The organism is Pseudomonas sp. TUM22785 (assembly GCF_028198105.1).
GTDB lineage: Bacteria > Pseudomonadota > Gammaproteobacteria > Pseudomonadales > Pseudomonadaceae > Metapseudomonas > Metapseudomonas solani.
In genome coordinates, this window is record NZ_CP116239.1 from 12,984 (window position 1) to 39,347 (window position 26,364).

Here is a 26,364-nt window from a genome sequence, read left to right on the forward strand (position 1 = left end):
TTCAGCCGTCGCCCTCGGCGCCCATCAGCACCAGGGATTCGCAGCCTTCACGGCGACAACCCCAGCGGTATTCCTCCCGGGTCGGCCCGTCACCGCGCCAGGTGGTGGCCGTGGCCGCCGCGTTGATGCGGAAGTTCCACACCTGGCCACGCCCGTCATGCACCCGGCCCTCGATGCTGCAGGGCAGCCAGGCGAACTGGTGATGCAGGACCACGCCATCGAGCAGCTCGCCAAGGGTGAAGAAACGCTCGACCTGGGCCTTCGACATCGACCAGCCCGCGCAGGCTTCGGCCGTGGCCCTGTCGGTGTTGGTCACGCCTTCGAACAGCGGGCGCGAGGCTTCGAGCAGGGTGTAGGGCCCATTGGGCTCGGCGGCGCCGGCCGGCAGCGCCAGGGTCGTGGCCAGTGCGCAGAGGACGAGGCGGCTCATGGCGGCGCTCAACGGGGCGCTGCCTGGCGGTCGAGACGCTTGAGGAACACCGTCATCTCCTTCTCCGCCTGCTTGTCGCCCTGGGCCTGGGCCGCTTGCAGTCCCTGGGTCCAGGCCTGACGTGCCCCCTCGTCGTCCCCTGCCTGTTGCAGGGCCTTGCCGAGCAGCTTCCAGGCCGCCGAGTACTTGGCGTCGAAGGCCACGCAGGCCTTCAGGTGCTCGGCGGCCCGGGCAGCGTCGCCCTGGTCGAGGTAGCCCTTGCCGAGGCCGAAGCGCAGCAGCGAGTTGTCGTTGCCCTTGGCGAGCATCTTCTCCAGTCCTTCGAGCATTGCGCCTCCCCCTTGTTCGTGCGGCTTTTTCTGTGCGCCTTTAGAAGAACGTCAGCCCGACCTGGAACAGGCGCTCGGCATCACGGATGTACTTCTTGTCGACGAGGAACAGGATCACGTGGTCGCCGGACTCGATCACCGTGTCGTCGTGGGCGATCAGCACCTCGTCGTTGCGGATGATGGCGCCGATGGTGGTGCCCGGCGGCAGGGCGATGTCCTCGATCATGCGGCCCACCACCTTGCTCGACTTGGCGTCGCCGTGGGCGATGGCCTCGATGGCTTCCGCCGCGCCCCGGCGCAGGGAGTGCACGCTGACGATGTCGCCGCGGCGCACGTGGGTCAGCAGGGTGCCGATGGTGGCCAGCTGCGGGCTGATGGCGATGTCGATATCGCCGCCCTGCACCAGGTCGACGTAGGCGGGGTTGTTGATGATGGTCATCACCTTGCGCGCGCCCAGGCGCTTGGCCAGCAGCGAGGACATGATGTTGGCCTCGTCGTCGTTGGTCAGCGCCAGGAAGATGTCGGCATCGTTGATGTTCTCTTCCACCAGCAGGTCGCGGTCCGAGGCGCTGCCCTGCAGAACCACGGTGCTGTCGAGGGTGTCGGAGAGGTAGCGGCAGCGGGCCGGGTTCATCTCGATGATCTTCACCTGGTAGCGGCTCTCGATGGCCTCCGCCAGGCGCTCGCCGATATGGCCGCCACCGGCGATGACCACCCGCTTGTAGCTGTCCTCGAGGCGGCGCATCTCGCTCATCACGGCGCGGATGTGCGCCTTGGCGGCGATGAAGAAGACCTCGTCGTCGGCCTCGATCACCGTATCGCCCTGGGGCGTGATCGGCCGGTTGCGGCGGAAGATCGCGGCGACGCGGGTGTCGACGTTGGGCATGTGCTGGCGCAACTGGCGCAGCTCCTGGCCCACCAGCGGGCCGCCGTAGTAGGCCTTGACGCCCACCAGCTGGGCCTTGCCTTCGGCGAAGTCGATCACCTGCAGCGCGCCGGGGTATTCGATCAGGCGCTTGATGTAGTTGGTCACCACCTGCTCGGGGCTGATCAGCACGTCCACCGGAATGGCTTCGTTGTCGAACAGGCCGGCGCGGGTCAGGTAGGCCGCTTCGCGCACGCGGGCGATCTTGGTCGGGGTATGGAACAGGGTGTAGGCGACCTGGCAGGCCACCATGTTCACCTCGTCGCTGTTGGTCACTGCCACCAGCATGTCGGCGTCGTCGGCACCGGCCTGGCGCAGCACGGTGGGGAAGGAGCCGCGCCCCTGCACGGTGCGGATGTCGAGGCGGTCGCCGAGGTCGCGCAGGCGCTCAGCGTCGGTGTCCACCACCGTGATGTCGTTGGCTTCGCCGGAGAGGTGCTCGGCGAGGGTGCCGCCGACCTGTCCCGCACCGAGGATGATGATCTTCACTGATCGCTCCGTTAGCCGCGCGGTGAGGCGGCGATCTTTATCAGCTTGGCATAGTAGAAGCCGTCGTGGCCGTCTTCCTGGGCCAGCAGTTGGCGCCCGTGGGGCTGCTTGAGGCCGAAGCTGCCGGCGATGTCCAGTTCGCGCGCGCCAGGGGTGCGGGCGAGGAAGGTGGCGATGTTATCGCTGTTTTCCATCGGCAGCGTGGAGCAGGTGGCGTAGACGAGCACGCCCCCCACTTCGAGCGTGGGCCACAGGGCGTCGAGCAGCTCGCCCTGCAGCTGCGCCAGGGCGGGGATGTCCTCGGCCTGGCGGGTCAGCTTGATGTCTGGGTGGCGGCGGATCACGCCGGTGGCCGAGCAGGGCGCGTCCAGGAGGATGCGCTGGAACGGCTTGCCGTCCCACCAGGCAGCGGTATCGCGACCATCGGCAGCGATCAGCGTGGCGTGCAGGCCGAGGCGCTGGAGGTTTTCGCGCACCCGTACCAGGCGGCTCTCTTCCAGGTCCACGGCCACCACGTCGGTCAGGCCGGGCTCGGCCTCCAGCAGGTGACAGGTCTTGCCGCCAGGGGCGCAGCAGGCGTCGAGCACGCGCTGGCCGGGGGCGAGTTCGAGCAGGTCGGCGGCCAGCTGCGCGGCTTCGTCCTGCACGCTGACGCGGCCGTCGGCGAAGCCGGGGAGGGTCTTCACGTCACGGGCTTCGAGCAGGCGGATGCCGTCGCGGCTGAACGCGCAGGGCTCGGCCTCGATGCCGGCCTGGCGCAGTTCGGCGAGGTAGGCGTCGCGCTCGCCGTGACGGCGGTTGACCCGCAGGATCAGCGGCGGGTGCGCGTTGTTGGCGGCGCAGATCGCTTCCCAGTGTTCGGGCCAGGCCGCCTTGAGCGCCTTCTGCAGCCAGCGTGGGTGGGCGGTGCGCACCATGGGGTCGCGCTCCAGCTCGGCGAAGATCGCCTCTCCGTCACGTTGGGCATTACGCAGCACGGCATTGAGCAGGCCCTTGGCCCAGGGCTTCTTCAGCTTCTCGGCGGCACCCACGGTTTCACCGATGGCGGCGTGGGCGGGGATGCGGCTGTAGAACAGCTGGTAGAGGCCGACCAGCAGCAACGCCTCCACATCCTTGTCGGCGCTCTTGAACGGCTTCTGCAGCAGGCGCTCGGCCAGGGCCGAGAGGCGGGGCTGCCAACGGGCGGCGCCGAAGGCGAGGTCCTGGGCGAGGCCACGGTCGCGCGGGTCGACCTTGTCCAGCTGTGCGGGCAGGCTGCCGCCCAGCGAGGCCTTGCCGGAGAGGACGGCGGTCAGCGCTCGGGCTGCGGCGAGACGCGGATTCATGCGCCGAGCACCAGGCCGGCGGCGAACTGCTCGCGGCGGCTGTTGAACAGGTCGGCGAAACTCAGTGGCTTGCCGCCGGGCAGTTGCAGGCGGGTCAAGCGCAGGGCACCACTGCCGCAGGCCACGGTCAGGCCGTCCTTGCTGGCGGCGAGGATCTGCCCCGGCTGGCCCTGGCCTTCGCCGAGCTGGGCCGCCAGTACCTTCAGCGGCTCGCCGCCGAGGGTGCTGTGGCAGATGGGCCAGGGGTTGAAGGCGCGCACCAGGCGCTCCAGCTCATCGGCCGGGCGGCTCCAGTCGATACGGGCTTCGTCCTTGTTGAGCTTGTGTGCGTAGGTGGCCAGGGCATCGTCCTGCACCTCGCCCACCAGGGTGCCGGCGGCGAGTTGCCCGATGGCCTGCACCACGGCTTGCGGGCCGAGGGCGGCGAGGCGGTCGTGGAGGCTGCCGCCGGTGTCGTCGGCGGTGATCGGGGTGACGACCTTGAGCAGCATCGGCCCGGTGTCCAGGCCCGCTTCCATCTGCATCACGGTGACGCCGCTCTCGGCATCGCCGGCCTGCACCGCACGCTGGATCGGCGCGGCGCCACGCCAGCGCGGCAGCAGCGAGGCATGGCTGTTGATGCAGCCGAGGCGCGGGGTGTCGAGCACCACCTGGGGCAGGATCAGGCCGTAGGCGACCACCACCATCAGGTCGGCACCGAGGGCCTTGAGCTCGGCCTGGGCATCGGCGTCACGCAGGGTCGGCGGCTGCATCACGGGGATGCCGTGCTGCAGGGCGAGTTGCTTGACCGGGCTCGGCATCAGCTTCTGGCCACGGCCTGCCGGGCGATCCGGCTGGGTGTAGACGGCGACGATACTGTGCGGCGTGTCGAGCAGGGCCTTGAGGTGCTCGGCGGCGAACTCCGGGGTGCCGGCGAAGACGAGGCGCAGTGCTTGGGTCATGCGGGGCTCACTTGGTCACTCTGAAAAAGAAAAAGGCTTGCCGGAGCAAGCCTTTGGGGTTCGGCGATCAAGCCTGCTGGCGGTGCTGCTTTTCCAGCTTCTTCTTGATCCGGTCACGCTTGAGCGTCGACAGGTAATCGACGAACAGCTTGCCGTTGAGGTGGTCGCACTCGTGCTGGATGCACACCGCGAGCAGCCCTTCGGCGATCAGCTCGTAGGGCTTGCCGTCGCGGTCCAGAGCCTTGATGCGCACCTTCTGCGGACGGTCGACGTTCTCGTAGAAGCCCGGCACCGACAGGCAGCCTTCCTGGTACTGGTCCATCTCGTCGGTCAGGGATTCGAACTCGGGGTTGATGAAGACCATGGGCTCGGACTTGTCTTCGGACAGGTCCATCACCACCACGCGCTTGTGCACGTTGACCTGGGTCGCGGCGAGGCCGATACCCGGTGCGTCGTACATGGTTTCGAACATGTCGTCGATCAACTGGCGCACAGCGTCGTCCACCACGTCCACCGGTTTAGCGATGGTACGCAGGCGTGGATCGGGAAATTCGAGGATGTTCAGGATCGCCATATGCGTTTGTGATGCACTTGTAGAATAAAGTCAAAATCCGCTGCTAAGATGATGAGCAGCATTGAAAAACGCCTGCAAAGCCCGGTTGGGGCGGCTTTCAGGCCGTTTCGCGTGAACGCACATAATAAAGGGATTCACCGCATGAGGAAATCACTACTCGCCCTGCTGCTCCTTGCTGCCAGTGGGTTGGCACAGGCTGCGGTGGAACTCAAGGAAGGCCACCCGGAGCACTACACGGTAGTGCGTGGGGATACCCTCTGGGATATCTCGGGCAAGTTCCTGCGCGAACCCTGGAAGTGGCCGGAAATCTGGCACGCCAACCCGCAGATCGAGAACCCGCACCTGATCTATCCGGGCGACAGCCTGAGCCTCGTCTATGTCGATGGCCAGCCTCGCCTGATGCTGGATCGTGGCGCGTCCCGCGGCACCATCAAGCTGTCGCCCCAGGTGCGCAGCACGCCGATGGCCGAAGCCATTCCGACCATCCCGCTGGAAGCCATCAACAGTTTCCTGCTGAGCAACCGCATCGTCGACACGCCCGACCAGTTCAACGGCGCGCCCTATATCGTCGCCGGCAACGCCGAGCGCGTGGTCAGCGGCGCCGGTGATCGCGTCTATGCACGCGGCAGCTTCGACGAGCAGAACCCCACCTATGGCATCTTCCGTCAGGGCAAGACCTACATCGACCCCGAGACCAAGGAATTCCTCGGCATCAACGCCGACGACATCGGTGGCGGTGACCTGGTGGCCCAGGAAGGCGACGTGGCGACCATGACCCTCACCCGTTCGACCCAGGAAGTCCGCCTGGGCGATCGCCTGTTCCCGACCGAACAGCGCTCGGTGAACTCCACCTTCATGCCCAGTGCTCCGAGCACCGACATCAAGGGTGTGATCCTCGACGTGCCCCGTGGCGTGAACCAGATCGGCCAGTTCGATGTGGTGACCATCAACAAGGGCAAGCGCGACGGCCTGGTGGAAGGCAACGTACTGGCGGTCTACAAGACCGGCGAGATCGTGCGTGACCGCGTCACCGGTGAATCGGTGAAGATCCCCGACGAGCGTGCCGGTCTGCTGATGGTGTTCCGCACCTATGACAAGCTCAGCTACGGCCTGATCCTGGCGGCCAGCCGACAGCTGGCGGTGATGGACAAGGTGCACAATCCCTAAGCAAACCAAGCCCCCGTCCTACGGGGGCTTGTTGTATACAGGGTGGCCAGCCGCCCTGCGCGGCGATGGTCAAGGACGATCCCCGTGCCGCCCGCCTCCCCCGCTGAAATCGAAGCCCGCCTGCGTCTCCACAGCCTTCCCGAACTCGGCCCCCAGCGTTTCCGCATCCTGATCGACGCCTTCGGCAGTGCCTCCGCTGCCCTCAGTGCCCCGGCCGCTGCCTGGCGCTCGCTGCGCCTGCCCGAGGCCTGCGCCGGCCCCCGCCGCAGTGAAGAGGTGCGCAACTGCGCCGCCCGGTCACTGGCCTGGCTGGAACAGGAAGGCAACCACCTGCTGATGTGGGACGACCCCCACTACCCCGCCCTGCTCGCCCAGCTCAACGATGCCCCGCCGCTGCTGTTCGTGCGCGGTGACCCTGCCCTGCTCGAACGCCCGCAACTGGCCATGGTCGGCAGCCGCCGTGCCTCCCGTGCCGGGCTGGATACCGCCCACGCCTTCGCCCGCAGCCTGGCCACCGGGGGCTTCTGCATCACCAGCGGCCTGGCCCTGGGCATCGACGGTGCCGCCCACCGGGGCGCGCTGGATGCCGGCGGGCACACGGTCGCCGTGCTCGGCACTGGGCTGGAGCGCATCTACCCGAGCCGGCACCAGGCGCTCGCGGCGGCGATAGTCGAAAGCGGCGGGGCGCTGGTTTCCGAGCTGCCGCTGGACTGCGCGCCCCAGGCCAGCAACTTCCCCCGGCGCAACCGCATCATCAGCGGGCTCTCGCTGGGTGTGCTGGTGGTGGAGGCGAGCCCGTCCAGCGGCTCGCTGATCACCGCGCGCCTGGCTGTCGAGCAGGGCCGTGAGGTCTACGCCATCCCCGGCTCCATCCACCATCCCGGTGCGCGCGGTTGCCACCAGTTGATCCGCGACGGCGCCGTGCTGGTGGAGACGGTCGGGCATGTGCTCGAAGCCCTGCGTGGCTGGCAGGTGTTCGCGCCGGAACCCCGTGCTGCGCTGCTGGACCACCCACTGCTCGACCTGCTGCGCGCCGCGCCCTACAGCAGCGAAGCCCTGGCCAGCGCCAGTGGCTGGGAGCTGCCCCGGGTGCTGGCCGCGCTCACCGACCTCGAAATCGATGGCTGCATCGCCCGTGAGGCGGGGCTCTGGGTGCACCGTCGTGGTTGAGGCCTGTACACTCGCGCCATCGTTTTTCGGGAGTGGGCAATGGTCAGCAACTGGCGGGTTCAGCAAGTGGCGCGGGTGGTACGGGGCGGCGGTGTGATCGCCTATCCCACGGAAGCCGTCTGGGGGCTCGGTTGCGACCCCTGGAACGAGGACGCCGTCTACCGCTTGCTGGCGCTCAAGGCGCGGCCGGTGGAGAAGGGGCTGATCCTGGTGGCCGATGACATCGAGCAGTTCGACTTCCTCCTCGACGAGCTGCCCGATGAATGGAAAGACACGCTGGCTGCTTCCTGGCCGGGTCCCAACACCTGGCTGGTGCCGCACCAGAACCTGCTGCCCGATTGGATCACCGGCAAGCACGACAGCGTCGCCCTGCGCGTCAGCGACCACCCGGTGGTGCGCGCCCTGTGCGCCCAGGTCGGGCCGCTGGTGTCCACCTCCGCCAACCCCGCTGGACGGCCTTCCGCCGTGTCGCGCCTGCGTGTGCAGCAGTACTTCCCCGGCGAGCTCGATGCCGTGCTGGTGGGCGCCCTGGGCGGGCGCCGCAACCCGAGCACCATCCGCGACCTGGTCACCGGGCGGGTCGTGCGCGCCTCCTGAATCAGGGCAGCAGCACGCTCGAACCGCTGGTGCGCCGGCCTGCCAGGTCGGCATGGGCGCGGGCGATGTCGGCCAGGGCATAGCGCTGGCCGATCTCCACCTTCAGCGCGCCGCTGGCGATCATCCCGAACAGCTCGTCGGCCATGGCCTGCAGGTTCGCCGACGTGTCGGCGTAACTGCCCAACGTCGGCCGGGTGACGTAGATCGAACCCTTCTGTGCCAGCACCCCGAGGTTGACCCCGCTCACCGCGCCCGAGGCGTTGCCGAAGCTCACCAGCAGCCCGCGCGGGGCCACGCAGTCCAGCGAGGTTTCCCAGGTGTCCTTGCCCACCGAGTCGTAGACCACCGGGCACTTGCGCCCCTCGGTCAGCTCCAGCACCCGTTGCACCACGTTCTCGCGGCTGCTGTCGATGCAGGCCCAGGCACCCAGGGCCTTGGCTCGCTCGGCCTTTTCCGCCGAACCGGCGACCCCGATCAGGCGCGCACCAATGGCCTTGGCCCACTGGCAGGCGATGGAGCCGACCCCGCCGGCGGCGGCATGGAACAGCACCGTCTCGCCGGCTTTCAGCGCGTGGGTCTGGCGCAACAGGTACTGCACCGTCAGGCCCTTGAGCATCACCGCTGCCGCCTGCTCGTAGCTGATGGCGTCCGGCAGCTTCACCAGATTGGCCGCCGGCAGCACGTGATACTCGCCATAGGCGCCCAGGGGCCCGGTACCGTAGCCGACCCGGTCGCCCACCTTCAGGTGCTCGACGCCCGTGCCCACGGCATCCACCTCGCCGGCGCCCTCGTTGCCCAGCCCGGAAGGCAGGGAGGCGGCCGGATACAGGCCACTGCGGAAATAGGTCTCGATGAAGTTGAGGCCGATGGCGTGGTTGCGCACCCGCACCTGGCCCGGTCCCGGTTCGGCGATGGGCGCCTCCACCAGTTCGAGCACCTCGGGACCGCCGTACTGGGAAAACTGCACGCGTCTGGCCATGGCCGACTCTCCTTCATCTGGGGAAAGCCCCAATCCAAGCCTTCCGCTTGATCGGCGTCAAGCCACTGCACGGCCCCTGCGGTGGTATGCTTGCGCCCTCTTTTTCCCCTGCAAGCCCCGCCAGCTGGCGCTCGCAAGCCGATTCAAGGTGCATTCGACGTGAGTAAACACATTGAGGCCGTGAAGGCCTACCTGCTCGATCTGCAAGACCGTATCTGTGCCGAACTGGCAACCGAGGACGGCGGCGCCGGCTTCTTCGAAGAGGCCTGGGAGCGCCCTGCCGGCGGTGGCGGCCGCACCCGCGTGCTGGAGAACGGCAAGCTGATCGAAAAGGGCGGGGTCAACTTCTCCCATGTGTTCGGCAGCAGCCTGCCGCCGTCGGCCAGCGCCCATCGCCCGGAACTCGCCGGCCGTGGCTTCCAGGCCCTGGGCGTGTCCCTGGTGATCCACCCGGAGAACCCGCACATCCCCACCTCCCACGCCAACGTGCGCTTCTTCATCGCCGAGAAGGAAGGTGAAGAGCCGGTCTGGTGGTTCGGCGGTGGCTTCGACCTCACCCCCTATTACGCCCACGAGGAAGACTGCGTGCTCTGGCACCAGGTGGCCCGTGACGCCTGCGCACCCTTCGGCGCGGACGTCTACCCGCGCTACAAGGAATGGTGCGACCGCTACTTCCACCTCAAGCACCGCAACGAACCGCGTGGCATCGGCGGCCTGTTCTTCGACGACCTGAACCAGTGGGACTTCGACACCAGCTTCGCCTTCATGCGCGCCATCGGCGACGCCTATATCCAGGCCTACCTGCCCATCGTGCGCAAGCGCCGCCACACCCCCTTCACCGAGCAGCAGCGCGAGTTCCAGGCCTTCCGCCGTGGCCGCTACGTGGAGTTCAACCTGGTGTTCGACCGCGGCACCCTGTTCGGCCTGCAATCCGGTGGGCGTACCGAATCCATCCTCATGTCCCTGCCGCCCCAGGTGCGCTGGGGTTATGACTGGAAGCCGGAGCCGGGCAGCGAAGAGGCGCGCCTGACGGAGTACTTCCTCCAGGACCGCGACTGGCTGAAAATCCTGCCCTGACGCCATTGCGGCAGAGCCGGTTTTCGAACCGCTTCTGCCCTACCCCAAGGACTTCCCCATGGACCGCTACGCCGTCTTCGGCAATCCCATCGGCCACAGCAAGTCGCCGTTGATCCACCGCCTGTTCGCCGCGCAGACCGGCCAGGCCCTGGAGTACGAGGCGTTGCTGGCGCCCCTGGACGACTTCACCGGCTTTGCCCGCGCCTTCTTCGCGCAGGGCCTGGGTGGCAACGTCACCGTGCCCTTCAAGGAACAGGCCTTCCAGATGGCGGACAGCCTCAGCGAGCGCGCCCGCCGCGCCGGTGCGGTGAACACCCTCAAGCGCCTGGATGACGGCAACCTGCTGGGCGACAACACCGACGGCGCCGGCCTGGTGGGCGACCTGATGCGCAACGCCGGGCTCGAACTCGCCGGCACGCGCATCCTCCTGCTCGGTGCTGGTGGTGCCGTGCGCGGTGTGCTCGAACCCCTGCTGGCCCAGCGCCCGGCTGCGGTGGTGATCGCCAACCGCACGGTGGAGAAGGCCGAGCAGCTGGCCCATGAGTTCGCCGACCTGGGCCCGGTGCTGGCCAGTGGTTTCGATTGGCTGGAAGAGCCGGTGGACCTGATCGTCAACGGCACCTCCGCCAGCCTCGCCGGCGAGCTGCCGCCCATCTCGCCGAGCCTGATCGAGGCCGGCCACACGGTCTGCTACGACATGATGTACGGCGCGCAGATCACTGCCTTCAACCGCTGGGCCCAGGAGCAGGGCGCCGCGCGTACCCTCGACGGCCTGGGCATGCTGGTGGAGCAGGCGGCCGAAGCCTTCCTGCTCTGGCGCGGCGTGCGCCCGGAAACGGCGCCGGTCCTCGCCGAACTGCGTCGGCTGCTCGCCCAGGGCTGATTCGGTCGCCCCGGGCTACGGCTCGATCACCAGCCGGCTGTGCTCGTCTTCCAGCTTGCGCAGCTCGCGCTCCACATGGGGCCGGGCGCGACGCAGCACCAGGGTGCGGCCCTGCCCGTGCAGGCGACGGGCCTCGTTGTGCAGCAGGCTCACTCCGGCGAAATCGATGAAGTTGATGTGGTGCCCGTCCAGCACCAGGCGCTTGCCCCGGCTGCGCTGGATCAGCCGCTGCACATAGGGGCAGGCACCAAAGAAGATCGAGCCCTCGATGCGCAGCACCTCCTCCTCGGCATCGCCGGAATGCAGCACGCGCGGCTGCGAGGTGCGCTTGAGGTAGAAGAACAGCGACGCCAGCACCCCCGCGTAGATCGCCGTCTGCAGTTCCAGCACCAGGGTGGCCAAGGCCGTCAGGGCCATCACCACGAACTCCGCCCGGCTCACCCGCCATAGCTGGCGCATGCCCGGCAGGTCGATCAGGTTCCAGCAGATCAGCAGGATGCTCGCCGCCATCGCCGGCAACGGGATATGCGCGATCAGCCGCGCGCCCACCAGGGCGAACAGCGCTACCCACAGCGCCGAGCACACCCCTGCCAGCGGCGAGCGGGCGCCGGCCTGCAGGTTCAGCGCCGAGCGGGTGAAGGAGCCGCTGGAGAGGTAGCCGGAGAACCAGGCCCCGACCAGGTTGGACAGGCCCTGGCCCCGGGTCTCGCGGTTGGCGTCCAGCACCTGCTGCGACTGCGCGGCCAGGGCGCGGGCGATGGACAGGCTCATCACCAGGCCGAGCAGCCCGCAGGCTACCGCCGACGGCAGCAGGCGCAGGATGTCGTCGAGGTCGAAGCGCAGCGTGGTGAACGGCGGCAGGCTGCCCTCGAAGGGCGGCACCAAGGGCACGTCCGCCATGCTCCCAGGCAATGCCAGCACCAGCAGACTGCCGGCCACCAGGCCCAGCAACAGGGCCGGCAGGCGCGGGGCGAAGCGTCGCAGCAGCAATGTCACCACCAGGGTCGCCAGCGCCACCAGCACCGAATGCACATGCACTTCGCGCACGTGCCCGGCCAGCTCCAGCGCGCCCTGCAATGCTGTCGCGCGGCCTTCCAGGCTGGGCAGGCCGAGCAGGTTGGGGATCTGCCCCAGGGCGATGACCAGCGCCGCGCCGCAGGTGAAGCCGATCACCACCGACTGCGAGACGAAGTTGGCCAGGGCGCCGAAGCGCAAGACGCCGAGCAGCCACTGGAACAGCCCGGCGAGGAAGGTCAGCAGCAGCACCAGGGCGATGTAGTCGCCGCTGCCCGGCAGGGCCAGGGGGCTGACGCTGGCGAACAGCACCACGGAGATGGCCGCCGTCGGCCCGCCGATCAGGTGCCAGGACGAGCCCCAGAGGCAGGCGATGATCACCGGCACCACGGCGGCATAGAGGCCGTATTCGGCCGGCAGGCCGGCGATCAGGGCATAGGCGATGGATTGCGGCAGGGCGAGGATGGCGCCGGTGAGGCCCACCAGCGCGTCACGCCCGAGGCTGCGCCCGGTGGTCCGGGGCAGCCAGTCGAGGAAGGGGAAGAGGGTGGAAGGCTTCATCGTGGGACGGGCAGGGCCTCATCGGCAGGCGTGGGAGACGTGGCGCGAACTTTCAATCGCGATGGGCTGCGACCATACGCCACCTCGGGCGAAATGGGGCCGCTTCACGGCCCCCGCGAATCACAGCTTCGCCTTCACCGCCGCCAGCCCGTCGCCACCCTCGCGGGTGGTCACGCCCTGCAGCCAGCCCTCGACCACCTGCGGGTTGGCCTTGAGCCAGGCCTTCACCGCCTCGTCGTTGCTGGCGTTCTTGCTCAGCACCTCGTTCATCACCGCGTTCTCCATCTCCTGGGTGAACGCCAGGTTGGCCAGCAGCTTGCCGACGTTGGGGCACTGCTGGGCGTAGCCCTTGCGCGCCAGGGTGTTCACCGTGCCGCTCGCGCCGAAGTACTTCTCGCCGCCCTTGAGGTACTTCATGTCGTACTGCACGTTCATCGGGTGCGGGGTCCAGCCGAGGAACACCACGAAGTCCTTGCGCTTCACCGCGCGGCCCACCTGCACCAGCATCGCCTGCTCGCTGGACTCCACCAGCTTCCAGTCGCCCAGGCCGAATTCATCGCCCTTGATCATGTCCTGGATGGAGATGTTGGCCGGCGAGCCGGCGGCGATGCCGTAGAGGGTGTGCTTGAACCTGTCGGCGTGCTTGTCCAGGTCGGCGAAGGTCTTCACCCCCGCGTCATAGGCGTAGGTGGGCACCGCCAGGGTGTACTCGGTGCCGCCGAGGTTCTGCGCCACCTTGTCCACTTCGCCGGCGGCGACGAACTTGTCGTAGTTGCTCTGTTGGGCCGGCATCCAGTTGCCGAGGAAGACGTCCACCTGGCCCTTCTGCAGGCCGGCGAAGATGATCGGCACCGCCAGGGTCTGGGTCTCGGCCTTGTAGCCCAGACCGTCCAGCAGCAGGCGGGTGACGCCGTTGGTGACGGCGATGTCGCTCCAGCCCGGGTCGCCCAGCTTCACGGTGGCGCAACGGGCGTCCTCGGCCTGGGCGGTGGTGATCAGGGCGCTGGAAAGCAGCGCGGCGGCGAACAGGGTGGTGATGGTCTTCATGCCTTTTCCTTGTGAGTGAAGGTGTGGCCGGCCGTGGGTTCGTCCCCTCTGGTCAGGGCTGTGGATAACGTGCGCGGCGCTCCAGGTCGTCGAGGTCGATGTGGTTGCGCATGTATTGCTGGCTGGCGTCCACCCAGGGCTGGTGGTCCCAGCTGGTGAGCCGGCCCTGCTCCAGGGCGCCGGCGACGAAGCGGCGGCGCCGCTGGCTGGCGAGCGTCGCCTGGTGGATCGCGGGGATGTCCCAGCGCGCCCGGGCTTCGGCGAGGAAGGCCTCGAGCACCTCGCGGTGGCTCGCGGATGCGGCCAGGTTCTCCAGCTCGCGGGGGTCGCTTTCCAGGTTGAAGAGCAGCAGCGGGTCCTGCTCCGAATAGACGAATTTCCACGGGCCACGGCGGATCATCATCAGCGGGCTGGTGGTGCCTTCGGCCATGTATTCGCCGAACACCTCGTCATGCCCGCCCTCGCCCGCCAGGTGCGGCAGCAGCGAGCGGCCGTCCAGCGGCAACTGTGGGTCCAGGCTGCCGCCGGCCAGTTCCACGAGGGTCGGCAGCAGGTCCATGGTCGAGACCGACGCCTTCACCCGGCGCGGCGCGAAACGCTGCGGCGCATGCACCAGCATCGGCACACGCGCGGCCATTTCGAACCAGTGCATCTTGTACCAGAGGCCGCGCTCGCCAAGCATGTCGCCGTGGTCGCCGGAGAACATCAGGATGGTGTCCTCGGCCAGGCCACAGTCCTCCAGGGTCTTGAGCAGGGTGCCGATCTGCGCGTCGACGTAGCTGCAGGCGCCGAAGTAGGCGCGGCGGGCGTCGATGATTTTCTGCTCGGGCAGCGGCTTGTCCCACAGGTCGATGACCTTGAGCAGGCGCTGGGCGTGCGGGTCCTGCTCATGCTGGGCCAGCTGCACCGAGGGCAGCGGGATGTCGGCCTCGCGGTACAGGTCCCAGTACTCGCGCGGGATGGTGTAGGGGTCGTGGGGGTGGGTCATCGACACCGTCAGGCAGAAGGGCCGCCCGGCCTGTTCGCGCACGTGGTCGTAGAGGTACTGGCGCGCCTTGAACACCACCTCGTCGTCGAAATCCAGCTGGTTGGTGCGCACGCAGGGCCCGGCCTGCAGCACCGAGGACATGTTGTGGTACCAGCTCGGGCGCACGTCCGGCTCGTCCCAGTTCACCGCCCAGCCGTAGTCGGCGGGGTAAATGTCGCTGGTCAGGCGTTCCTCGTAGCCGTGCAGCTGGTCCGGGCCGCAGAAGTGCATCTTGCCGGACAGCGCGGTGCGGTAGCCCAGGCGGCGCAGGTGATGGGCGTAGGTGGGCACGTCGGCGGGGAAGTCGGCGGCGTTGTCGTAGGCGCCGATCTTCGACGGCAGCTGGCCGCTCACCAGGGTGAAGCGCGAGGGCGCGCAGAGCGGGCTGTTGCAGTAGGCCGAGTCGAACACCACGGCGCTTTCCGCCAAGCGCGAAAGATTGGGCATGTGCAGGGGCAGGCCACCGTGGAAGGGCATCAGCGGCGCGGCCATCTGGTCGGCCATGATGAAGAGGATGTTGGGGCGGTTCATGGGGCCTTCATCCATATGATCGGTTTATGCGAGAGTGCTGGCGTCGATCATGGAATCGCCACACCTTTCAGGTAAACCGCATGGGCGGACATGCCTCGGATAAGTAATCGTTATGGCAGACCTGCAACCCGAACTCTCCCTCGACCTGCTGCGCGTATTCGAAGCGGCGGCGCGCCACCTGAGCTTCACCGCCGCAGCGGTGGAGCTGGGCACCACCCAGCCGGCGGTGAGCCAGCAGATCCAGCGCCTGGAGAAGCAACTGGCGACCCGGTTGTTCGACCGCGTCTACCGCGGCATCGAACTGACCGACAGCGGGCGCCTGCTCTTCGTTCATGTGCAGGACGGCCTGCGCGCCATCAACCTCGGCCTGGAGGCGGTGGGCGCGCGGGCCCAGCACGAGGTGCTTCAGGTGGCCACCGACTTCGCCATCGCCGCCTACTGGCTGATGCCGCGCCTGCACCGCTTCCACGAGGCCCACCCGGAGATCGACGTCAGCCTGGTGACCAGCGACCGCACCATGAACATGCTGCGCTCGGAGATCGACGTCGCCATCGCCTTCGGTGACGGCCGCTTCAAGCACGGCGATGCGCTGCTGCTGTTCCGCGAGGAGGTGTTCCCCATCTGCAGCCCGCGCCTGCTCAAGGACCAGGCCGCCCCCCTGCCCGCCGCCGCCCTCGCCCAGTTGCCGCTGCTGCACCTCAAGCCCGAGGTGCGCACCCGCTGGTTCGACTGGGAGGCGCTGTTCCGCGAGCTGGGCATCGACCGGTCGCCGGCCTCCGGCTCGCTGCGTTTCGACAACTACACCCTGCTGGTGCAGGCCGCCATCGCCGGCCAGGGCGTGGCCATCGGCTGGCGCTACCTGGTGGACGACCTCATCGAGCAGGGCCTGCTGGCACGGGTGATCGAAGGCAGCCTCACCTCCGACTTCGGCTATTACGTGGTGCTGCCCGAGCGCAAGCGCCGGGCGCGGGTGGTGGCCTGCTTCGTCGACTGGTTGCAGCGCGAGCTGGCGGACGAAGACCCGGTGCAGCGTATCCGCAACCGCGAGGGCATTGCCGTCTGACGGGCGGAGTTGGGTTTGCAGGATTTTGAGACGCCAGTCCCATAAAGGGCGCGAGCTGTCATTCGGGTTGCACAAAGCGCGGCTATCACTTCTGGGGTCATTCACTTCCCCGAGCGCTGCCGATGAAACCCCTCGTCCACCTGGCTGCAGGTCTCTGCATCTGCGCCATGGCCGGCCAGGCCAACGCCTGGTCCCAGCCCACCCACAAGAACATCGTCAAGGATGCACTGGCCTACATGAACTCCCCCTATGCCACGGAGGAGATGCGCCGGGCCTACGGCTTCTACGTCAGCGCGGCCGGCAGTGAAGCCAAGGCGGGCGAAACCCTCGGCCAGGCCGCCTACGACGTGGACGACTTCAAGGACACGCGCCTGGGTGGCTGGTGGGTCGGCTACGAGCACGCGCCGTTGTGGGGCGCCGCGTCCGGCATCGTCAACTACACCTCCTACTGGCACTTCCTCAACCTCACCCGCGAGGGCGACGCCCACGGCAATCGTCACGGCGGCTACGACTACCGCTACCACAAGGTCGACGGCGGTATCTCCGATGTCGACTGGTACGCCATGGTCTACCTCTACAACCGCGAGCTGAAGCGGGCCGACTTCGACACCACCGAAGCCCACTACCGGCGTGGCAGCCGCTCCGACTGGCAGGAGCACTACGGCGACTTCCAGAACGCCGCCTTCCAGCCTGTGGATAACCTCGCCAGCTACTGGTTCGACCAGTTCCGCGCCGCGCCCTCATTGCAGACCATCGGCTACGCGCTGCACGCCACGGGCGACGTGGCCCAGCCCCACCACGTGTGGATCACCTCGGCCAACGGCCACTCCAGCTGGGAAGGCTGGGTCGACGACCACTACGCCAGCGAGCGCCTCAACGACCAGGCCGCGGTGGCCAACCTCATCGGCCGCTACGACGCCAGCCGCAGCGTCAGCGACCTGATGCTGCAGACCGGCCGCGTCGCCTACGCGCACCCCGAGCCGCTCTACGACACCAGCTATGCAACCCGCCTGCGCGTGGCCAAGGAGCTGATCCCCGAGTCCATCGCGCTCACCGTCAGCGTCCTGACCAAGGGAGCCAACAGCTTCAATGCACCCAAGGCACTCTGAAGGAACCCGGGTCCGGCTCGTGGCCGGCCTGGTGCTGGGGCTGTACCTGGGCGCGGCCCAGGCCATGCCCACCGCCAAGGACCTGCGCATCGACGGCGAGCTGCTGCCCGGGCGCAGCATCGCCCTGCTGCAGCAGGTGCTGTCGCGGGTGAAGTTCAACACCGACCCGGCGCAGCTGCGCCGTGGCCTGGTGGAGAACCACCTGCTGGCCCGCGACGTGGAAGGCCAGCTCAACGCCCAGAGCCGCGCCGACCTGGATGCCACGGTGGAGATCGAGGCCGGCAACCTGCTGGAGCAGTACTACGGCCGCGACGCCCGCCAGGACATGCGCCCCTTCCTGCGCCAGCCGCAGCCCCTGGATTCGCGGCGCCTGCGCGAGGTGCTGACGCCGTCCAGCAGCGTGCTGGTGGCCAACAGCCTGGTGCTCGGCCCGGTCCAGGAACAGGCGGCGGCCAAGGTGGAGCTGATCCGCTGGCAGTTCCCCGGCGAGCCCGAGCACAGCCTCGACCTGCTGGACCTCTACCGTGGCGACAACGTCCAGGGCCAGGTGGAGTTGCAGAAGGGCAACCTCGAATACCTGGCGCGCCAGGTGCAGGCCCGGGTGCAGCGTGATCACCTCTGGTACCGCCTGGGCCGCGACGGCTTCACCCCGGCCGAGCGCCAGGGCGTCAAAGCCCTGGTGCGGGACCGCCTGGTGCGCCACCGCTACCTGCACCAGATCGGCCTCTACAGCGACTTCCACCACGAGTCCGACGCCCTGCGCGCCCTCGCCGCCCAGGTCACCGATGCCGAGGCCCAGGCCTACTACCAGCGCAACCTGGCGCAGTACCGCAACGTCGCCCAGGTGCAGGCCGCGCACATCCGCCTGGCCGACCAGGCCGGCGCCGACCGCGTCTACGAGGAGCTGCAGAAGGGGCTGGATTTCGACGAAGCGGTGCGTCGCTACTCCCAGGCCGAGGACAAGACGCGCACGCCGCCAGGCGACCTGGGCTTGATCCGCCCCGCTGACGCGGACCTCGACCTGCTGCGCAAGACCGCGCTGATCCAGAAGGCCGACAGCCTGTCCCAGCCCATGCACATCGACGGCGCCTTCGAGATCGTCCGCGTGCGCAGCCGCGAGGACCGCCAACTGCCCCTGGACGACCGCAGCGTGCGTTTCGAAGTGAACCAGGCCGTGGCGCGGGAAAAGCTCGCCGCCCAGGTGGATGCGCAACTCGGTGCCCTGCTGGCCAGCGCCAAGGTGGAAGGCCTGTGAAGGGCTGGATCGCCGCCGCCCTGGTCTGTAGCGCGGGTGCCGTGGCTGTGGCGGGAATCATGGTGACCCTGGAGCCGACGCCCATGGCCGCCGCCGAAGCGGCGCCGGTGGTACGCCCCAAGGTGGCGGTCGTACCGTCGCCCCGTGAGCCGGTGCTCAGCCCCGTTCCGACACCTGCGCCCCGTCCCGCCGTGGCCCAGGTGGCCGCAGCGGTGCCGGAGGAACGCCCCCTGGACCAGCAGGACGCCATTCTCTTCATGCAGATGATGGAGCAGGAAGGCGACCCGCGCCGCCCCGAGCTGGGTGGCCTCAAGCCCCGCCAGGGGGCCACTGCCGCCGAGCTGGCCGACCCGCGCCAGTATGCCGCGCTGGAAGACCGGCAGGCCCGCGAGCTGGTGCAGGCCTACACCAGCGGCGTGCAGCAGATCCCCGAGATCCGCGCGCGCATCGAGGCGGCAGCCCAGAGCGGCGAGCGCACGGCCGCCGAGCTGGACGAAGCCCGCGCCGCCCTGCAGCAACTGGAAGCCCTGCAGAGCCGCTTGGAACGGCAGGCGCCGCAGCTGCTGCCCGGCGGCACTGTGCCGACACCGCCCAAACCCTGAGCCAGGGCGCGTGGGTTGCGGGTACCATGGCGCGTCGGTACCCGAGAGAGGTGAACATGCAGGCTGCCCCCCTACCCCGCATCAAGGGCTTCCACGCCCACGTCTACTACGACGCGGACAGCTTCGAACAGGCCCGCGAACTCTGCGAAGAGGCCGCGCGCCGCTTCCCCCTGAAGATGGGCCGCCTGCACCGCCAGCCCGTCGGCCCCCATCCGGACTGGAGCTGCCAACTGGCCTTCCGCCCCGAGCTGTTCGGCGAACTCATCCCTTGGCTCGCCCTCAACCGCGCCGGCCTCAATGTGCTGGTCCACCCCATCACCGGCAGCGACCTGCGCGACCATCGCGACTACCCGATGTGGATGGGCGCCGTGCGGCCGCTGGACCTCTCCGGCCTCAGCGACGGCGCCATCGAGTACGACCTCTAGCGACTCAGGCCGGGCGCAGGGCTGCCAGGACTTCGTCCGCCGCGCGCCGGCCGGCGCGGACCGCACCTTCCAGGTATCCGCACCAGACAGACGACGTTTCGCTGCCGGCCCAGTGCAGGTTGCCCAGGGGCGCGCGCAGGTGGTGGCCGTGGCGGCTCAGCAGGCCCGGCGGCAGCGGCGATACGCAGCCGGCGGTCCAGGGCTCGTGGTTCCAGTCCTGCTCCACGTAGGCCAGCGGTCGGCCCGCTTCCTCGCCGAACAGCCGCACCAGCTCCTTCAGCACCCGTGCCTGGCGCTTGCGGGCATCGTTCCCCGCCCGCGCCGGGTCGAGGAAGGCCAGCAGCACGCCCAGGCCCTGATGAGCGGGGCTGCTGTCGAAGGTCATCTGCACCAGAGCGCTGTCGATGAAGCCGGCACCGGAGAGCCCCGATTCTTTCCAGAACGGCCGCGCATAGCTCAAGTGCACCTTCATACCGCTGCCGCCGGTCCAGCCCTTCTGCAGGGCGGCGCGCCCCTTGGGCAGCGCCGGTGAGAAGCCGATGCGGGCCATGTCGGCGGGCATCATCGCCACGATCACCCGGCGGGCACGCAGGCGGCCCAGGGCGCAATCCAGGGTGACCGCCTCCTGGTCCCAGCCCTCGATGCGTCGCACCGGCGCGCCCAGCAGCACCGAGGGGCCGAGCTGCTGCGCCAGGTTCAGGGACAGCCGCTGCGCGCCGCCCTGCAGGCGGAACTGCTGGGCCTGGTCGTCCAGCGCGGCGAAGCCGCCGGCAGAGTGCAGGTAGAAGAGAAACCACAGCAGCGAGACCCGGTCCGGCGCGCTGTTCAGGGTGGTGGCGACCGTGGTGGACACCGCCTCGACGGCCTCGACATCGGCGCGCTCGGCCTTCAGCCACGCGGCGAGGCTCCAGCGGTCCCACTCATCGGCGCGGGCCGCGCTCCAGGGCGCTTCCAGGGGCACCTGCCCGGCCATGGCCTCCAGCCGTGCCTGCAGTGCGCGCACGGCGTCCCCTGGCGGCTCGTCGGCATCGAAGGTGTAGCGCTCGCCACCCAGCAGGGCGGCCATCTGCCCGCCGCGGTACTGGGGCACCAGGGGAATGCCCAGGTCGCTGGCCAGTTCCATCACCAGCGGCTGGTCGCCGCCCACCCACTGGCCACCGCCGTCCACTTCCAGGCCGTTGCCCATGGGCTGGTTGACGGTGCGCCCGCCCACCCGCTCGCGGGCCTCCAGCACCGCCACGCGCAGGCCGCTGCCGGCCAGGCGCCGCGCCGCCACCAGGCCGGAGAGGCCGGCACCGATGATCGCGACATCCAGCTCCAGCGCCGTGGGTTCGGGGACCGCCGCGCGCCCGCTGCGGGTAATCGCGGCGAGCAGGGCGGCGCCGCTGAGGCACAGCAGGTGCCGACGGGTGAGTGAGAGGGGTTCGAGCAGTCGGTAGCGCATGGTGTTCTCCACTTGGTAACCAAGTTGCCGGAGGCGAAAAAAGACCGCTTCCCGCGGTCGTCGGGTTCAGGCCGAGGTGGTGCGCACCGAGGCCAGGTAGAAGGGCACGGGGTCCTGGCGGGCCAGGAGCTGGCGGGCCAGGGTCAGGTAGAACCAGCGCAGCTCGGCGGGATCGCCGTCGATGGCGTCCTGGTCGTCGGTCCAGCGCTGCCAGAGGGCCATTTCCATCTGCAGGATGCGGTTGCGGCCGATGGCGGTGATGCGTCGCCAGAAGGCGTCTTCCAGGCGCTGCGCGTCGGCGGCATCGAGCGTGGCCGGGCAGGTGTCCACCTGTTGCAGCAGGTGTTCCCGCTCGGCATCCGTGGCATGGCGCGAGGCCGCCTCTAGCAGGCCGATGGCATAGAGCTGCTGGTACTCGGCCAGGTCCCGCAGCAGGCGGGTGGCGGCGTCGGATTGCAGCCGACCGGCGCAGCGCAGCAGCAGCTCGAAGATCCGTGCATCGGCCCGGGCCGGGTCCAGCACGCGGCTGGCACCGCCCTGGCGGACTTCCACCAGGCCGACGTCCTTCAACTTGTGCACGGCCTGGCGCACGGTGATGCGCGAGACGCCGTAGCGCTCGGCCAGCAGGCGCTCGGCTGGCAGCGATTCGCCGGGCGCCAGCTGGCCATCGAGTATCTCGATGAAAAGGCCTTCCAGCGCGGCGTCGGCGGCATGCCCCCTGGGGGCGGGTGTGATCGATTCGTCCATGGCGTGAAAATCTACTTGGTTACCAAGTTAAGTCAAGGCCCCGTGGCGAATCGACGCGCGCTGAGCCACGGCCTATGATCCGCCGCCTGTTTTCGGAGACCCGCCATGCGCTACTTGCTCGTCGTCACCCTGCTCTGGGCCTTTTCCTTCAGCCTCATAGGCGAGTACCTGGCCGGGCGGGTGGACAGCGATTTCGCCGTGCTGGCGCGGGTGCTGATCGCGGCGCTGGTGTTCCTGCCCTTCACCCGCTGGCGCGGGCTGCCGACAAGGCTGCTGGCGGGGTTCTGGCTGGCCGGGGCGCTGCAGTTCGGCATCACCTACCTGTGCCTGTACCGCAGCTTCGCCGTGCTCACGGTGCCGGAGGTGCTGCTGTTCACCGTGCTCACGCCCATCTACGTGACCCTGCTGGACGACGCCCTGTCCCGCCGCTTCAGCCCCTGGGCGCTGCTGGCGGCCCTGGTGGCGGTGGGCGGCGGGGTGATCATCCGCTTCGACCGCCTGGAGGGCGACTACCTGCTGGGCTTCATCCTGCTGCAGGTGGCCAACGCGACCTTCGCCGCCGGCCAGGTGCTCTGCCGCCGCCTGCTGGTGCGCCATCCGGTGGAGCAGCCGCTGCACCGCTTCTTCGGCCACTTCTTCCTCGGCGCATTGCTGCTGGCGCTGCCCTCCTTCCTGCTCTTCGGCAACCCCGAGCGACTGCCGCAAACGTCGGTCCAATGGGGCGTGCTGGTGTGGATGGGCCTCTTCGCCACGGCCCTGGGCATGTTCTGGTGGGTCAAGGGCAGCACCGCCGTCAGCGCCGGCACCCTGGCGGTGATGAACGAGCTTCACGTCCCCGCCGGCCTGGTGGTCAACCTGCTGATCTGGAACCGCGACGCCGACCTCCCCCGCCTCGCCCTGGGCGGCGCGGTCATCCTCGCTTCCCTGTGGATAAGTCGCCTGGGCCGGCGGCCTGTCGAGTTGCGGCTTTAGTAACAATGGTGGGCTGAAGCCCACCCTACCGAGAGCACCGGTTCCGGGCGTAGGGTGGGCTTCAGCCCACCACGATGCTTCAGCTATTCACCAAAGCCACCGGCATCCTCCCCAACCCCGGCCCAGTCTTCCGGTAGCAGCCCGTCTTTCACGTAGCGGTGGAAGCTCGAATAGGGCCAGTCCTTCACCTGTGTCACCAGCCCATGCCTGACCGGGTTGTGGTGGATGTAGTCGACGTGCCGTTCCAGGTCGGTCTGGTGCTCCCAGAAGCGCCGTTGCCAGATGCCTTTCTCCCGCCGGTTCGCCTCGCTTGCCGAGCGTGGGGACGGGGGCAGCGTCATGGAGAACTGGCTCTTGATCAGGCTCCAGCGGCGGGAGAAGTCAGCATCCCCGGGCGGCAGGGTCCAGATGGCGTGCAGATGGTCCGGCAGTACGCAGATGGCGACGGTGTCGAAGGGCATGCGTTGCAGGGCGAGGGAGTAGGCCCGGCGCAACGAAGGGATGGCATCGGTCAGCAGTGTGGCGCGGCGATCGGCCAGGGTGACCGTGAAAAAGAAGGTGCCACCGGGCACCAGGCTTCGGCGGTAGTTCGACATGGCAATCCGTTGCCTCGTGTTCGGGTCTTTTTTGGTGGGCTGAAGCCCACCCTACGAAGTCCGTGCGGGTGGGCTTGCTCCTCAGGCGCGGGCGCTGCGCACGCCTTCGGCCAGGGATTTGCAGAGGGTGAGGACGCCGTCGATGGCCTGTTCGGCGGTTTCGGCCTTGGCGATCTGGTCCACCAGGGCGGAGCCCACTACCACGCCGTCGGCGAGGCGGGCGATGTTGGCGGCGTGTTCGGCGGTGCGGATGCCGAAGCCGATGGCCACCGGCAGGTCGGTGTGGCGACGCAGGCGGGCCACGGCTTCCTGCACGTGCTCCAGGGTGGCGGAGCCGGCACCGGTGACGCCGGCCACCGAGACGTAATAGACGAAGCCGGAGCTGCCATCGAGCACCACGGGCAGGCGCTTGTCGTCGGTGGTCGGGGTGGTCAGGCGGATGAAGTCGATGCCGGCGGCCTGGGCCGGGTGGCACAGGTCTTCGTTATGTTCCGGCGGCAGGTCGACGACGATCAGGCCGTCCACGCCGGCTTCCTTGGCGTCACCGATGAAGCGCTCGACGCCGTAGTAGTGGATGGGGTTGAAGTAGCCCATCAGCACCACCGGGGTGTTCTGGTTGCCTTCACGGAACTCGCGGACCAGCTGCAGGGTTTTCGCCAGGTTCTGCTTGGCCGCCAGGGCACGGATGTTGGCCAGCTGGATCGACGGGCCGTCGGCCATCGGGTCGGTGAAGGGCATGCCCAGTTCGATCACGTCGGCGCCGGCTTCCGGCAGGCCCTTGAGGATCGCCAGGGAGGCGTCGTAACCCGGGTCGCCGGCGGTGAGGAAGGTCACCAGGGCGGCGCGGTTCTGCTGTTTCAGTTCGGCAAAGCGGGTCTGCAAGCGGCTCATGCCTTGGGCTCCTGTTGCATGTGGTGCATCACGGTCTGCATGTCCTTGTCGCCACGGCCGGAGAGGTTGACCACCATGATGTGGTCCTTCGGCAGGCCGGGTGCGCGCTTGAACACTTCGGCCAGGGCGTGGGAGCTCTCCAGGGCCGGGATGATGCCTTCGAGGCGGCAGCACTGGTGGAAGGCATCCAGGGCTTCGTCGTCGGTGATGGAGGTGTATTCGACGCGACCGATGTCATGCAGCCACGCGTGTTCCGGGCCGATGCCGGGGTAGTCGAGGCCGGCGGAGATGGAGTGGGCGTCGATGATCTGGCCGTCTTCGTCCTGCAGCAGGAAGGTGCGGTTGCCGTGCAGTACGCCGGGTACGCCGCCGTTGAGGCTGGCGGCGTGCTTGCCGGTCTCGATGCCGTGGCCGGCCGCCTCGACGCCGATGATCGCCACGCTGGTGTCATCGAGGAAGGGGTGGAACAGGCCCATGGCATTGGAGCCGCCGCCGATGCAGGCGACCAGCGAGTCGGGCAGGCGCCCTTCCTTCTCGGCCAACTGCTCGCGGGTCTCCTTGCCGATGACGGCCTGGAAGTCGCGGACCATGGCCGGGTACGGGTGCGGGCCGGCGACGGTGCCGATCAGGTAGAAGGTGTTGTGGACGTTGGTCACCCAGTCGCGCAGGGCTTCGTTCATCGCGTCCTTGAGGGTGCCGGTGCCGGCGGTGACCGGGATCACGGTGGCGCCCAGCAGCTTCATGCGGAAGACGTTGGCCTGCTGGCGGTCGATGTCGGTGGTGCCCATGAAGATCACGCATTCCATGCCGAAGCGCGCGGCCACGGTGGCGGTGGCCACGCCGTGCATGCCGGCGCCGGTCTCGGCGATGATGCGTTTCTTGCCCATGCGCTTGGCCAGGAGGATCTGGCCGATGCAGTTGTTGATCTTGTGCGCGCCGGTGTGGTTCAGCTCTTCGCGCTTGAGGTAGATCTTCGCGCCGCCGCAGTGCTCGGTCAGGCGTTCGGCGAAGTACAGCGGGCTCGGGCGGCCGACGTAGTCACGCTGGAAGTAGGCCAGCTCCTTGATGAATTCCGGGTCTTCCTTGGCGGCTTCGTATTCGCGGGCCAGGTCGTGGATCAGCGGCATCAGGGTTTCGGCGACGTATTGGCCGCCGAAGGAACCGAACAGGCCCTTGGCGTCTGGGCCGGTGCGCAGTGAAGTCATGGTGGAACTCCTGGGAGTGGTATCCGATGGCAGCCATTCTACCGCTGGCCGGAGCCGGGAAAAGCGATTAGATTGCGCTGACATGTCAGTAAAACTCACAGATGACCATGAGCCGCGACCTCCCTCCCCTCAATGCCCTGAAGGCCTTCGAAAGCGCCGCCCGCCTGCTCAGCGTAAGCCGAGCGGCAGAAGAGCTGCACGTCACCCACGGCGCGGTGAGCCGCCAGGTGCGGGCGCTGGAGGAACAGCTGGGCGTGGCGCTGCTGGCCAAGGATGGGCGCGGCATAAAACTCACGGATGCCGGCCAGCGTCTGGCCGAGGCGGCTGGGGATGCCTTCGAGCGCCTGCGTGGCGTCTGCGCCGACCTGCGCCGCCAGGAGGAGGACCGCCCCTTCGTCCTCGGTTGCCCCGGCAGCCTGCTGGCGCGCTGGTTCATTCCGCGCCTGGACCGGCTCAACCGTGAGCTGCCGGAGCTGCGCCTGCAGCTCTCCAGCAGCCAGGGCGAGCTGGACCCGCGCAGCCCGCAGCTGGACGCCACCCTGCTGTTCGCCGCGCCGCCCTGGCCGGCGGACATGCAGGTGTTCGAGCTGGCCGGGGAGCGCATCGGCCCGGTGCTGAGCCCCCGCTACGCCGGTTTCGCCGAGCTGGAGCAGGCGCCGCCCGAGCGCCTGTTGCGGCGCCCACTGTTGCACACCGCGTCGCGCCCCCAGGCCTGGCCGCAATGGGCCCGGGCGGAGGGACTGGACGCGGAAGGGTTGCAGCTGGGCCAGGGCTTCGAGCACCTGTACTACCTGCTGGAGGCGGCGGTGGCCGGCCTGGGCGTGGCCATCGCCCCGCAGCAGCTGGTGGCCGATGACCTGGCTGCCGGCCGCCTGGTGGCGCCCTGGGGCTTCGTCGAGACCCCGGCGCGGCTGGCCCTGTGGGTGCCGGCCGGGCGCCAGGGCCCGCGTGCCGAACGCTTGGCGCAATGGCTGCGCCAGGCGCTGTAG

General features: G+C 68.7%; 27 protein-coding genes. 12 read left to right on the plus strand and 15 right to left on the minus strand.

What is annotated here, in order from left to right; translation table 11 throughout:
- Nucleotide 1: 1 nt before the first annotated feature.
- The 6 genes from PI990_RS00065 to def all read right to left on the minus strand — a co-directional run bounded on the left by PI990_RS00065 (nt 2) and on the right by def (nt 5,013).
- On the minus strand, nt 2–430 hold the full coding sequence (locus PI990_RS00065) for a hypothetical protein (protein WP_021219937.1): 429 nt from the start codon (nt 428–430) through the stop codon (nt 2–4).
- Nucleotides 431–438: 8 nt separating this feature from the next.
- A complete protein-coding gene (locus PI990_RS00070; protein ID WP_184488160.1) occupies nt 439–759 on the minus strand; it encodes a tetratricopeptide repeat protein in 321 nt (106 codons plus the stop codon).
- 40 nt (nt 760–799) lie between these two features.
- Nucleotides 800–2,173, minus strand: coding sequence for a Trk system potassium transporter TrkA (gene trkA, locus PI990_RS00075; RefSeq protein ID WP_043241845.1), 1,374 nt, complete (start codon nt 2,171–2,173; stop codon nt 800–802).
- An 11-nt stretch (nt 2,174–2,184) separates the two neighbouring features.
- The gene (rsmB, locus tag PI990_RS00080; RefSeq protein ID WP_271659500.1) at nt 2,185–3,498 is read right to left on the minus strand and encodes a 16S rRNA (cytosine(967)-C(5))-methyltransferase RsmB; all 1,314 of its coding nucleotides are present in this window, start codon (nt 3,496–3,498) and stop codon (nt 2,185–2,187) included.
- Complete coding sequence (gene fmt / locus PI990_RS00085; protein WP_265170159.1) at nt 3,495–4,439, minus strand: methionyl-tRNA formyltransferase; 945 nt, start codon at nt 4,437–4,439, stop codon at nt 3,495–3,497. Before fmt ends, rsmB begins: the two co-directional genes overlap by 4 nt.
- 67 nt (nt 4,440–4,506) lie before the next feature.
- On the minus strand, nt 4,507–5,013 hold the full coding sequence (def, locus tag PI990_RS00090) for a peptide deformylase (RefSeq protein WP_043241851.1): 507 nt from the start codon (nt 5,011–5,013) through the stop codon (nt 4,507–4,509).
- Nucleotides 5,014–5,154: 141 nt separating this feature from the next.
- Between def and PI990_RS00095 the strand changes: the two genes are divergently transcribed.
- The 3 genes from PI990_RS00095 to PI990_RS00105 all read left to right on the plus strand — a co-directional run bounded on the left by PI990_RS00095 (nt 5,155) and on the right by PI990_RS00105 (nt 7,947).
- Nucleotides 5,155–6,180, plus strand: coding sequence for a LysM peptidoglycan-binding domain-containing protein (locus tag PI990_RS00095; RefSeq protein ID WP_265170160.1), 1,026 nt, complete (start codon nt 5,155–5,157; stop codon nt 6,178–6,180).
- Between the two features lie 84 nt (nt 6,181–6,264).
- Nucleotides 6,265–7,350: a DNA-processing protein DprA gene (dprA, locus tag PI990_RS00100; RefSeq protein ID WP_271659501.1), complete on the plus strand. Its 1,086-nt coding sequence runs from the start codon at nt 6,265–6,267 to the stop codon at nt 7,348–7,350.
- Between the two features lie 39 nt (nt 7,351–7,389).
- Entirely contained in the window at nt 7,390–7,947 is a 558-nt protein-coding gene (locus PI990_RS00105) for an L-threonylcarbamoyladenylate synthase (RefSeq protein WP_271659502.1), read from the plus strand.
- A 1-nt stretch (nt 7,948) separates the two neighbouring features.
- On the opposite strand, the gene PI990_RS00110 is transcribed toward PI990_RS00105, so the two are convergent.
- On the minus strand, nt 7,949–8,926 hold the full coding sequence (locus tag PI990_RS00110; protein WP_271659503.1) for a quinone oxidoreductase family protein: 978 nt from the start codon (nt 8,924–8,926) through the stop codon (nt 7,949–7,951).
- A gap of 159 nt (nt 8,927–9,085) precedes the next feature.
- Between PI990_RS00110 and hemF the strand changes: the two genes are divergently transcribed.
- Both hemF and aroE read left to right on the plus strand, forming a co-directional pair.
- The gene (gene hemF, locus PI990_RS00115) at nt 9,086–10,003 is read left to right on the plus strand and encodes an oxygen-dependent coproporphyrinogen oxidase (protein ID WP_271659504.1); all 918 of its coding nucleotides are present in this window, start codon (nt 9,086–9,088) and stop codon (nt 10,001–10,003) included.
- 58 nt (nt 10,004–10,061) lie between these two features.
- Nucleotides 10,062–10,886 carry a shikimate dehydrogenase gene (aroE, locus tag PI990_RS00120; protein WP_271659505.1) on the plus strand — a complete coding sequence of 275 codons (825 nt, stop codon included), beginning with the start codon at nt 10,062–10,064 and terminating at the stop codon, nt 10,884–10,886.
- 15 nt (nt 10,887–10,901) lie between these two features.
- Here aroE and PI990_RS00125 read toward each other — a convergent pair whose 3' ends face one another.
- From PI990_RS00125 to betC, 3 genes are all read right to left on the minus strand, one after another.
- Nucleotides 10,902–12,461, minus strand: coding sequence for a SulP family inorganic anion transporter (locus PI990_RS00125; RefSeq protein ID WP_271659506.1), 1,560 nt, complete (start codon nt 12,459–12,461; stop codon nt 10,902–10,904).
- 120 nt (nt 12,462–12,581) lie between these two features.
- Entirely contained in the window at nt 12,582–13,508 is a 927-nt protein-coding gene (choX, locus tag PI990_RS00130) for a choline ABC transporter substrate-binding protein (RefSeq protein ID WP_271659507.1), read from the minus strand.
- A 52-nt stretch (nt 13,509–13,560) separates the two neighbouring features.
- A complete protein-coding gene (gene betC / locus PI990_RS00135) occupies nt 13,561–15,066 on the minus strand; it encodes a choline-sulfatase (RefSeq protein ID WP_271659508.1) in 1,506 nt (501 codons plus the stop codon).
- A 112-nt stretch (nt 15,067–15,178) separates the two neighbouring features.
- On the opposite strand from betC, the gene PI990_RS00140 reads away from it, so the two are divergent.
- The 5 genes from PI990_RS00140 to PI990_RS00160 all read left to right on the plus strand — a co-directional run bounded on the left by PI990_RS00140 (nt 15,179) and on the right by PI990_RS00160 (nt 19,520).
- Complete coding sequence (locus PI990_RS00140) at nt 15,179–16,129, plus strand: choline sulfate utilization transcriptional regulator (RefSeq protein ID WP_271659509.1); 951 nt, start codon at nt 15,179–15,181, stop codon at nt 16,127–16,129.
- Nucleotides 16,130–16,251: 122 nt separating this feature from the next.
- The gene (locus PI990_RS00145; protein ID WP_021219921.1) at nt 16,252–17,238 is read left to right on the plus strand and encodes a phospholipase; all 987 of its coding nucleotides are present in this window, start codon (nt 16,252–16,254) and stop codon (nt 17,236–17,238) included.
- A 19-nt stretch (nt 17,239–17,257) separates the two neighbouring features.
- On the plus strand, nt 17,258–18,493 hold the full coding sequence (locus PI990_RS00150; RefSeq protein WP_271659510.1) for a peptidylprolyl isomerase: 1,236 nt from the start codon (nt 17,258–17,260) through the stop codon (nt 18,491–18,493).
- On the plus strand, nt 18,490–19,095 hold the full coding sequence (locus PI990_RS00155; protein WP_271659511.1) for a hypothetical protein: 606 nt from the start codon (nt 18,490–18,492) through the stop codon (nt 19,093–19,095). The genes PI990_RS00150 and PI990_RS00155 overlap by 4 nt, the downstream gene beginning before the upstream one ends.
- 56 nt (nt 19,096–19,151) lie before the next feature.
- Nucleotides 19,152–19,520 (plus strand): DOPA 4,5-dioxygenase family protein, encoded by a 369-nt coding sequence (locus tag PI990_RS00160; RefSeq protein ID WP_271659512.1) that lies wholly within the window; start codon nt 19,152–19,154, stop codon nt 19,518–19,520.
- A gap of 4 nt (nt 19,521–19,524) precedes the next feature.
- Here PI990_RS00160 and PI990_RS00165 read toward each other — a convergent pair whose 3' ends face one another.
- Together PI990_RS00165 and PI990_RS00170 are read right to left on the minus strand one after the other, a co-directional pair.
- The gene (locus PI990_RS00165; RefSeq protein ID WP_271659513.1) at nt 19,525–20,964 is read right to left on the minus strand and encodes a flavin monoamine oxidase family protein; all 1,440 of its coding nucleotides are present in this window, start codon (nt 20,962–20,964) and stop codon (nt 19,525–19,527) included.
- A gap of 66 nt (nt 20,965–21,030) precedes the next feature.
- Nucleotides 21,031–21,711 (minus strand): FadR/GntR family transcriptional regulator, encoded by a 681-nt coding sequence (locus PI990_RS00170; protein ID WP_271659514.1) that lies wholly within the window; start codon nt 21,709–21,711, stop codon nt 21,031–21,033.
- A gap of 105 nt (nt 21,712–21,816) precedes the next feature.
- Between PI990_RS00170 and PI990_RS00175 the strand changes: the two genes are divergently transcribed.
- Nucleotides 21,817–22,683, plus strand: coding sequence for a carboxylate/amino acid/amine transporter (locus tag PI990_RS00175; RefSeq protein ID WP_271659515.1), 867 nt, complete (start codon nt 21,817–21,819; stop codon nt 22,681–22,683).
- Between the two features lie 83 nt (nt 22,684–22,766).
- On the opposite strand, the gene PI990_RS00180 is transcribed toward PI990_RS00175, so the two are convergent.
- The 3 genes from PI990_RS00180 to trpB form a co-directional block, all read right to left on the minus strand.
- Nucleotides 22,767–23,279, minus strand: a complete 513-nt coding sequence (locus PI990_RS00180) for an REP-associated tyrosine transposase (protein ID WP_271659516.1) — start codon at nt 23,277–23,279, stop codon at nt 22,767–22,769.
- An 81-nt stretch (nt 23,280–23,360) separates the two neighbouring features.
- Nucleotides 23,361–24,170 (minus strand): tryptophan synthase subunit alpha, encoded by an 810-nt coding sequence (trpA, locus tag PI990_RS00185; protein ID WP_021219915.1) that lies wholly within the window; start codon nt 24,168–24,170, stop codon nt 23,361–23,363.
- Complete coding sequence (trpB, locus tag PI990_RS00190; protein ID WP_271659517.1) at nt 24,167–25,375, minus strand: tryptophan synthase subunit beta; 1,209 nt, start codon at nt 25,373–25,375, stop codon at nt 24,167–24,169. Before trpB ends, trpA begins: the two co-directional genes overlap by 4 nt.
- Before the next feature lie 107 nt (nt 25,376–25,482).
- Here trpB and PI990_RS00195 point away from each other — a divergent pair, with 107 nt between their 5' ends.
- On the plus strand, nt 25,483–26,364 hold the full coding sequence (locus PI990_RS00195; protein WP_271659518.1) for a LysR family transcriptional regulator: 882 nt from the start codon (nt 25,483–25,485) through the stop codon (nt 26,362–26,364).